Origin of the sequence: Amycolatopsis sp. NPDC058986, assembly GCF_042741125.1 — a bacterium.
Taxonomy (GTDB): Bacteria; Actinomycetota; Actinomycetes; order Mycobacteriales; family Pseudonocardiaceae; genus Amycolatopsis.
In genome coordinates, this window is sequence record NZ_JBHYJW010000120.1 from 1 (window position 1) to 8,349 (window position 8,349).

The 8,349-nt window shown below is 70.2% G+C and carries 9 protein-coding genes; 3 read left to right on the top strand and 6 right to left on the bottom strand.

The features are described from left to right. Positions 1–130: 130 nt before the first annotated feature. Complete coding sequence (locus tag ACFW0G_RS44905) at positions 131–907, bottom strand: DNA polymerase beta superfamily protein (protein ID WP_378331711.1); 777 nt, start codon at positions 905–907, stop codon at positions 131–133. Between the two features lie 140 nt (positions 908–1,047). On the opposite strand from ACFW0G_RS44905, the gene ACFW0G_RS44910 reads away from it, so the two are divergent. Beyond that, positions 1,048–1,275 carry a PspC domain-containing protein gene (locus ACFW0G_RS44910; RefSeq protein WP_378331712.1) on the top strand — a complete coding sequence of 76 codons (228 nt, stop codon included), beginning with the start codon at positions 1,048–1,050 and terminating at the stop codon, positions 1,273–1,275. A gap of 149 nt (positions 1,276–1,424) precedes the next feature. Next, a complete protein-coding gene (locus tag ACFW0G_RS44915) occupies positions 1,425–1,781 on the top strand; it encodes a hypothetical protein (protein WP_378331713.1) in 357 nt (118 codons plus the stop codon). 99 nt (positions 1,782–1,880) lie between these two features. On the opposite strand, the gene groL is transcribed toward ACFW0G_RS44915, so the two are convergent. The 5 genes from groL to ACFW0G_RS44940 form a co-directional block, all read right to left on the bottom strand. Next, positions 1,881–3,509 (bottom strand): chaperonin GroEL, encoded by a 1,629-nt coding sequence (groL, locus tag ACFW0G_RS44920; RefSeq protein ID WP_378331714.1) that lies wholly within the window; start codon positions 3,507–3,509, stop codon positions 1,881–1,883. Between the two features lie 240 nt (positions 3,510–3,749). After that, positions 3,750–5,255, bottom strand: coding sequence for a serine/threonine-protein kinase (locus ACFW0G_RS44925; RefSeq protein WP_378331715.1), 1,506 nt, complete (start codon positions 5,253–5,255; stop codon positions 3,750–3,752). Positions 5,256–5,321: 66 nt separating this feature from the next. Continuing rightward, positions 5,322–5,528, bottom strand: a complete 207-nt coding sequence (locus ACFW0G_RS44930; protein ID WP_378331716.1) for a cold-shock protein — start codon at positions 5,526–5,528, stop codon at positions 5,322–5,324. Positions 5,529–5,631: 103 nt separating this feature from the next. After that, complete coding sequence (locus ACFW0G_RS44935) at positions 5,632–6,255, bottom strand: AIM24 family protein (RefSeq protein WP_378331717.1); 624 nt, start codon at positions 6,253–6,255, stop codon at positions 5,632–5,634. A gap of 3 nt (positions 6,256–6,258) precedes the next feature. Beyond that, the gene (locus tag ACFW0G_RS44940) at positions 6,259–6,936 is read right to left on the bottom strand and encodes a TIGR00266 family protein (protein WP_378331718.1); all 678 of its coding nucleotides are present in this window, start codon (positions 6,934–6,936) and stop codon (positions 6,259–6,261) included. Between the two features lie 74 nt (positions 6,937–7,010). Here ACFW0G_RS44940 and glp point away from each other — a divergent pair, with 74 nt between their 5' ends. Further along, the gene (gene glp / locus ACFW0G_RS44945) at positions 7,011–8,216 is read left to right on the top strand and encodes a gephyrin-like molybdotransferase Glp (RefSeq protein ID WP_378331719.1); all 1,206 of its coding nucleotides are present in this window, start codon (positions 7,011–7,013) and stop codon (positions 8,214–8,216) included. Positions 8,217–8,349 lie beyond the last annotated feature (133 nt).

The window sequence follows — 8,349 nt, forward strand, 5'->3', positions numbered from 1 at the left end:
GTCGCGTCCTCCTGGCTCTTCGGCCTCGCCCGCGTCCGCGACATGATCTGTCGGTGACTTTTTTCTCGGTGGTTGCACTGACGGGGACTTTCCTCGCATCGCATGCGAGGAAAGTCCCCTTCGGCAACGATCAGGCCGCCGCCTGCCATGACGCCTGGTAGGCCTCGACGAGCCACGCGTCCGCCCAGGCCGTGTCCGGCTCCTCCGCCAGCGGCGAAGCGCCCCGGATCAGCTGGTCGAGCCGGTCCTCCAGACCACGCGCGGCCTCGAGCGCCTCCTCGAGGGAGTGCTTGCCCTGACGCAGATCTCGCAGCCACGAGCCCCACGGTTCGGGCACCGGCAACGTGATCTTCCCGGTCTCCAGCAACTCGACGCCCTGGACGCCCAGCCGCACCATGTGCATCGCGTACTTGGTGTCGAAACCGTACTTCCCGACCAGCTCCGGCCGGTTCACGCGCGGCGAACGCTCACCGGTCAGGTGCGCCCGCTGCGCCCGGGAGTAGCCGAGGAACCGGAGACCGGCCTTGCGGGACACGATCCGCCCGGCGTTGGCCCGCAGTGCCCGGCCGAGGTCGTCGATCCGCACGATCTCCTCGTCCGGCACGAACAACGGCAGCAGCACGGTCGGGTTCCCGGTCAGCGCCAGCCGCATCCACTTGCGCAACGAGTAGACGATCAGGTCGAGGTCGCCGGGCCCGGAGCGGACACCTTCGGGCTGGGTGCGGAAGATGTACTGCTCGAACCGCCGCAGCCCCGCGACGTACTCGGCGGGTTCCACGCACAGGCCCATCTCGTCGCGGTCGTCCTGACCCGCGACGGCGGTGCCGTGCAGGCCGGAACCGACCTGGCAGCGCAGAATCGTGCCCTGCTCCGCGATGGCGGCGAACTCGGGACTGTCGTGTTTCATGGGAAAGGTTGTACCGCCCGCGCCGCTCGCCGGGCACCCGATTTACCCGGACCCCGAGCCGCCTCAGGGTCGGAGTCCAGGGTCGGCTTCCGGGCCGTTCCCCGATGTGGCGGCGCCCCGATCCGGGCGAACATTGAGCCATGACGAACAGCGTGTACACCCCGGAAAAGTCCATCAAGCAGCTCCGCCGCAGCCGGACCGACAAGATGATCACCGGCGTCTGCGGTGGCGTGGCCAAGTACTTCGGCGTCGACGCCTCGATCGTGCGGATCGCGCTCGTCGTCGGCACCTTCTTCTCGGCGGGCACGGGAATCCTGCTCTACGCGGCCGCCGCGATCCTGGTGCCCGAGGAGGGCACGGACTCCTGACCCTGGCGGGCACCGGTCGCAGGGGGAACGGTGCCCGCCGGAGGATTCGGGGTGCACCAAGGGGGCATAACGGCCCGGAGGCGAAACCGCCTCCGGGCCTTTTGCCGTCCGCCAGGCCGGGTCATGCTGGACATCGGGGGAGGTCCGGCATGACCGCTGAATTCGACCCGCGGAGCTCGGTCGCGGTACTCATCGCTCGAGGAGTCGTCACCACGCTCGCCGCCGGGGTCGGCCTGATCACCGCGTCGCTGTCGCTGCTGTTCCAGCACCTCGCGCGCTGTCTCGGGGATCTCTTCGTCGACGGCTGCCAACGACAGGCCGCGTGGTCGTGGTCGCTCTGGTGGACGTTGCTCCCGGCCGCCGTCGGGGTGCCGTGCGCGATCTCGGCGATCGTGGTGGCGTTCCGCACCGACCGGGCGGCTCGGGCCTGGACCGCCGGGCTGATCCTGCTCGGCATCGGCGCGCTCCTGCCCTTCGCGATGCTGTGGTTCGTGTCCGGCTTCTGAACGCCCACCGGACCTGCCCCGGCACAGGACTCCGTAGCACATAAAGAAAGCCCGGCCCGCCGAAGCGGACCGGGCTTTCCCGGGTTCAAGCAGCCGGACTCAGAAGTCCATGCCACCCATGCCACCGGACGGGTCGGCCGGAGCGGCGGCAGCCTTCTCCGGCTTGTCCGCGACGACAGCCTCGGTGGTCAGGAACAGCGCCGCGATGGAAGCGGCGTTCTGCAGCGCGGAGCGGGTGACCTTCGTCGGGTCCGGAACACCGGCCGCGAGCAGGTCCTCGTACTCGCCCGTGGCGGCGTTGAGGCCGTGGCCCTGCGGCAGGCCCTTGACCTTCTCCACCACGACGCCGCCCTCGAGGCCGGCGTTGATCGCGATCTGCTTGAGCGGCGCCTCGACGGCGACCTTGACGATGTTGGCACCAGTGGCCTCGTCGCCCTCGAGCTTCAGGCCCGCGAAGGCGGCCTCGGCGGCCTGGATCAGGGCCACGCCACCACCGGCGACGATGCCCTCTTCCACGGCGGCCTTGGCGTTGCGCACCGCGTCCTCGATGCGGTGCTTGCGCTCCTTGAGCTCGACCTCGGTGGCGGCACCGGCCTTGATGACGGCCACGCCACCGGCCAGCTTCGCCAGCCGCTCCTGCAGCTTCTCGCGGTCGTAGTCCGAGTCCGAGTTCTCGATCTCGGCGCGGATCTGGTTGACGCGACCCTGGATCTGGTCGGCGTCGCCCGCACCCTCGACGATCGTGGTCTCGTCCTTGGTGATGACGGCCTTGCGCGCCTTGCCCAGCAGGGAAAGGTCCGCGTTCTCCAGCTTGAGGCCGACGTCCTCGGAGATGACCTGGCCACCGGTCAGGATCGCGATGTCCTGCAGGATCGCCTTGCGGCGGTCACCGAAGCCCGGGGCCTTGACGGCGACGGACTTGAAGGTGCCACGCATCTTGTTGACGATCAGGGTGGCCAGCGCCTCGCCCTCGACGTCCTCGGCGATGATCAGCAGCGGCTTGCCGGACTGGATGACCTTCTCCAGCAGCGGCAGCACGTCCTTGACGGTGGAGATCTTGGAACCGAAGAGGAGGATGTACGGGTCCTCCAGCTCGGCTTCCTGACGCTCCGGGTCGGTCACGAAGTAACCGGAGATGTAGCCCTTGTCGAAGCGCATACCCTCGGTGAGCTCGAGCTCGAGGCCGAAGGTGTTGCTCTCCTCGACGGTGACGACGCCTTCCTTGCCGACCTTGTCCAGCGCCTCGGCGATCAGCTCGCCGATGGTGCGGTCAGCGGCCGAGATCGAGGCGGTAGCAGCGATCTGCTCCTTGGTCTCGATCTGCACGGCGGCCTTGTGCAGCTGCTCGGTGACGGCCTCGACGGCCGCCTCGATGCCCCGCTTCAGGCTGATCGGGTCGGCGCCGGCGGCGACGTTGCGCAGGCCCTCGCGCACGAGCGCCTGGGCGAGCACGGTGGCGGTGGTGGTGCCGTCACCCGCGACGTCGTCGGTCTTCTTGGCAACTTCCTTGACGAGCTCGGCCCCGATCTTCTCCCAGGGGTCCTCGAGCTCGATCTCCTTGGCGATGGAGACACCGTCGTTGGTGATCGTCGGCGCGCCCCACTTCTTTTCGAGCACGACGTTGCGGCCCCGCGGGCCGAGGGTCACCTTGACGGCTTCGGCGAGGGTGTTCAAGCCGCGCTCGAGACCGCGGCGGGCGTCCTCGTCGAACGCGATCAGTTTGGCCATTGCGGTGTGGTCCTCCGGTATTGGGCGCTGCTGGTCCGCCGCCCAACGCGACGGCAGCAGCAGGACACGTCCTTACGGCCAGGCTCGGTGCCCGCGACGGACGACTGCGCCCCGGTAGGAGCCAGCCTCACCGTCCCGACCTTCAGGCGCTCGGTCGGTGACCGTGCGCCTGGCACTCGACGGCGTCGAGTGCCAAGTTCGTGTTTAGCACTCCGGGGGTGAGAGTGCAAGAACGCGAGGTCAGGAGCTCGGCCTGATCGAGATGGACGTCGGCGGGGCCTTCAGCGACGACGGCGCGTTCGAACTCGACCCGCCGGGGCCGACCGGGATGTTCGGCGCGGTCGTCGCCGGTCCGCCGCCCCCGGTGCCGGAGTCGCTGCCGAACAGGAAGATCGCGCCCACGACGAGACCCGCGACCACGAGCACGCCGACGGCGATGAGGATCCACTTGGTCGCGCCGCCGCGCTTGGCCTGTTGGAAGGTGTCGGCACCACCGACCTGCGCGGGCGGGCGCAGCCGCATCGGATCGCCCTGCTGGCCGTAGCCGGGCGGCGGGCCCTGCGGCGGCATCCCCGGCTGACCGGGGTACCCGGGCTGCTGGCCGGGGTAGCCGTAGCCGGGGGGCGGTCCGGCGGGACCGGGCTGGCCCGGTGGCATACCCGGCGGCGGATAACCGTAACCGGGGGGCGGCCCCTGCGGGGGCTGGCCGGGGGGCGGCCCCGGGGGCGGCTGAGGCGGGCCCTGCGGCGGTTGTCCCTGCGGACCCTGTCCCTGGCCGTAGCCGGGCTGTTGTCCTCCGTACGGTTGCACGGGGCCCCCTTCTCCCTGCACTGCTGCGTTGTGCGGTGGTCCGGGCCGCACCGGCGCGGAGCCCGGCGGACCAGGTGGCTGGTCCGACGTCGCGAGCGGGCCGAGGGCCTGCCGCGCCGCGGCGATCATCTCAACACAGCTGGGGAAGCGATCGGAGGGATTCTTCGCCATTCCCCGGCGAATCACCTCGTCGATGCCCCCCGGAAGGGCGACAACGCGGGAGATGGACGGCGGTTCGCCGTTCAGATGCCCCTTGATCACCGTCGGGACGTCGCCCTTGAACGGCGGGCTGCCGGTCAGGCAGGCGTAGAGCACGCAGGTCAGCGCGTACTGGTCGGTCCGCCCGTCCAGCGGCTCGCCGCGCAGGTGCTCGGGCGCGGCGTAGGTGGGCGAGCCGAGGAAGTCCCCGCCGCGGGTCCGGTGCCCGGTCGCGCCGCGGCGCGTCAGCCCGAAGTCGGCGACGTAGACGTGCTCCCGCGTGGTCTCCTTGCTGGTGACCAGCACGTTCGCCGGTTTGACGTCGAGGTGCACGAGACCGCGGTTGTGCAGCGTGTCCAGCGCGTCCGCGACCTGGTCGAGCAGGGACAGGGCTCGAACAGGCGCGATCGGACCGGACGAGATCAGGCCGGCGAGGTCCCCGCCGTCGACCATGCGCATGGCGATGTAGAGCATGCCGTCGAGCTCGCCGAAGTCGTACAGCGGCACGACGTTGGCATGGTCGATCGCGGAGGTGTTGCGCGCCTCGTCCACGAAGCGCTCACGGAACTCGGCGTCGGCCCCGAGGTGGTCACCGATGACCTTCAGCGCCACCTTGCGTCCGAGCCGCACGTCCGTGGCCTTGTAGGTCACGCTCATGCCGCCCTTGCCGAGCACCGCGTCGATCCGGTAGTTGCCCAGCCGGCGACCGGTGAGGTCCCCCGACACATCGCCTGTCACGCAGCGCAGCCTAACGCCCTGGTTTCGGAGGCCGCTTCCGGTTCGCCCAACCGGTCACTTCGCCGGTTACGAAACTTTCCGTACGTCAGCCGCCTGGCTGCGTCCGTCCCTGCCCGCCTGCACCTCGAACTCGACCCGGTCGCCTTCGTCAAGGGTGCGGAATCCCTCCGCCTGGATGGCCGAATAGTGGACGAAGACGTCCGGCCCTTCCGTGGATTCAATGAACCCGTAACCCTTTTCCGAGTTGAACCATTTGACGGTGCCGACTGCCACGGCGCCCTCCCTCAGCACAAAGGATCCGCTGTCCGGCAACGGATGGAGTGGAGTTCACGCTACCGGAATTACGGGTGGCGGCAATGGGCAATTCGTCCCAAGGTCAGCTTCGGGAAAGACGACGGTTGCGGGCTTGTACCAGCACGGTGCCCGGACCGGCGAAGTCGAGCGTGAGCCCCTCGCCGGTCCGCAGCGACTGCGGCCCGCTCGGATCCACCGCCCGCAGCCTGCACTGCACGCTGTCCGGATAGGCCAGCAGGTAGTCCGGGCTGACCGTGACGAGTTCCCCGCGCGCCAGCTCGAACTGCTCGACCGGGCCCGGCGCGGCCAGCACGAGCGGGCCGGTTCCGCTGTAGTGCTCCAGAAAACCGGAGTCCGCGCCGAACAACTGCTGCAGCGGCGGCCACGTCTGGTCGTGCCGGATCGACGCCGGCCGCGCCAGCAGCGCGTCGCGGTGGACCGACCAGCCCGCCGAGCCGTCGAACTCGAGCGGGTAGACGTCGCCGGGCACGATCGGCGCGAAGTCGATCCAGCCGCCGTCGGTGGGCGCGGTGAAGACCGACGGGGCGGTCTTGCCCGCCCGCACACCCCCGCGCGACGGCACGGTTTCGGTGACACCGAAGCTGCTCGCGAGCATCGTCTCCCCGGTGCCCTGCACGGCTTCGCCGGGGTTGAGGAACACGCGGGCGACACCGAAGTTCGGCGTGTGTCTGGTGTGTACGCGCATCGCTCAGCGACTCGGGACGTGGCTCAGGATCCAGCTGATCAGCGAGGACGGGTTCCGCGTCTGCGTCATTACCTGGCCGGGGCCTGCGAAGTCGAAGACGAGCCCCTCGCCGCTCTTCATCGACTGGATGATGCCGGTGGAGACCTTGCGGACCTGGTACTGCACGGTGTCGGCGTAGGCGACGACGTGCCCGGTGTCGATGGTGACGACCTCTCCCGGCTGCAGCGTGATCGTTTCGAGCGCGCCGTAACAGGCGACGACGAGCTGACCCTGCCCGGTGGCGTGGGTGAGGAAGCCGCCCTCACCACCGAAGAGGTTCTTGAACCCGCCCCACTTCGTCTCGGTCTGGATCCCGTGCGAGGACGCGAGCCAGCAGCCGCGCGTGACGCACCAGCCGACCCGGCCGTCGAGCTCGACGACCTGGATGTCACCGGGGAGGTTGGCCGCGACGTCGACCCAGCCGCCGTTCTGCGGCGCGGTGTAGGTGGAGATGAAGAACGACTCCCCGCCCAGAACGGCCCGGCCAAGGCCCTTCATGATCCCGCCCTGCGCCCGCGATTCGACCTGCACGCCGTAGCTGGTCGCCATCATGGCGCCGGATTCCACCCTGGCGGGCTCGCCAGGGGCCAGCATGAGCCGCGCGACCGCGAAAGCCGGCTGCTGCCGGAGGTGAACCTGCATTTTTCTCTCCCCGAACTCCTCGTGTGACGCGGGAGAGTGTTGCACGAGTGGCGGTTGCGGGGAGGATGGTCCGTGTGATCTCCGTCGACGCCTACCGGGACCAGGTGACCGAACTGCTCGGCACCACGCCCGCCACCGCTGTTCCGCTGGCCGACGCCGCCGGGCTCGTCCTCGCCGAGGACGTCCGCGCCGGGGTGTCGCTGCCACCCTTCGACAACTCCGCGATGGACGGCTACGCGGTCCGCGCCGCCGACGTCGCCGGTGCGGGCAAGGACACACCGGTGGAGCTGCCGGTCGCCGACGACATCCCGGCGGGCCGGATCGACGTCGCGCCGCTGAAGCCGGGTACCGCGCACCGGATCATGACCGGCGCGCCGCTGCCACCCGGCGCGGACGCCGTCGTGATGGTCGAGGACACCGACCGCGGCACGGACGTCGTGCGGATCTTCACCGCGGCCATGGCGAACGCGCACATCCGGCGGCTCGGCGAGGACGTCGCCGAGGGCACCGTGGCGTTGCGTGCCGGAACCGTGCTCGGGCACTCCCAGCTCGGCCTCGCAGCGGCGGTCGGGCTGGCCCAGGTCCGGGTGCACCGGCCGCTGCGAGTGCTCGTCGCGTCCACCGGCTCGGAACTGGTCGACGCGCCGGAACCGTTGCGGCACGGGCAGATCTACGAGTCGAACAGCGTCATGCTCGCGGCCGCGATCCGCGGGCTCGGCTGCGCGGTCGAGGTGGTCCGCAGTGTCGTCGACGACGTCGGCGAGTTCCGCGCGGTGATCGAACCGAAGCTCGCCGACGCCGATCTGCTGGTCACCTCGGGCGGGGTCAGCGCGGGCGCGTACGAGGTGGTCAAGGACGCGCTGACCGGCCAGGGCGTCGAGTTCGCCAAGATCGCCATGCAGCCGGGCGGGCCGCAGGGATCGGGGCGCTGGAACGGCGTGCCGGTGGTGACCCTGCCGGGGAACCCGGTGAGCGTGCTCGTGTCGTTCGAGGCATTCCTGCGCCCGGCGCTGCTCACCGCGCTGGGACACACCGACATCTGGCGGCGGCAGGTGCGGGCGCGGCTGACCGAGTCGATGACCTCGCCCCGCGGACGGCGGCAGTACCGGCGCGGCGTCTACACCCCGGTTCTCGGCGAGGTGACCGGGATCGTCGGGCCGCGCGGCGGCCCCGGTTCGCACCTGCTCGCCGCGTTCACCCAGGCCAACTGCCTGATCGTGCTGCCGGAGGACGTCGACGCGGCGGCCGATGGCGACGAGGTCGACGTCCTGCTGCTCTGAAGCTGCTGAAGGGGGGGTTGCAAGCCAGGGGGGGGGGGGCAATGGCCGTGCACCGGGGCGGGGGGCAAGACTGGTCGCGCCGACTCCCCCCTGTGGGGGGTGGGGGGGGGGAGGGTGGTGTAATTAACCAGAA

Bases quoted from the DNA above. Each gene is read 5' to 3' on its own strand.
- ACFW0G_RS44905 (WP_378331711.1), bottom strand. From the start codon at position 907: ATGAAACACGACAGTCCCGAGTTCGCCGCCATCGCGGAGCAGGGCACG.
- ACFW0G_RS44910 (WP_378331712.1), top strand. From the start codon at position 1,048: ATGACGAACAGCGTGTACACCCCGGAAAAGTCCATCAAGCAGCTCCGC.
- ACFW0G_RS44915 (WP_378331713.1), top strand. From the start codon at position 1,425: ATGACCGCTGAATTCGACCCGCGGAGCTCGGTCGCGGTACTCATCGCT.
- groL (WP_378331714.1), bottom strand. From the start codon at position 3,509: ATGGCCAAACTGATCGCGTTCGACGAGGACGCCCGCCGCGGTCTCGAG.
- ACFW0G_RS44935 (WP_378331717.1), bottom strand. From the start codon at position 6,255: ATGCGCGTACACACCAGACACACGCCGAACTTCGGTGTCGCCCGCGTG.
- ACFW0G_RS44940 (WP_378331718.1), bottom strand. From the start codon at position 6,936: ATGCAGGTTCACCTCCGGCAGCAGCCGGCTTTCGCGGTCGCGCGGCTC.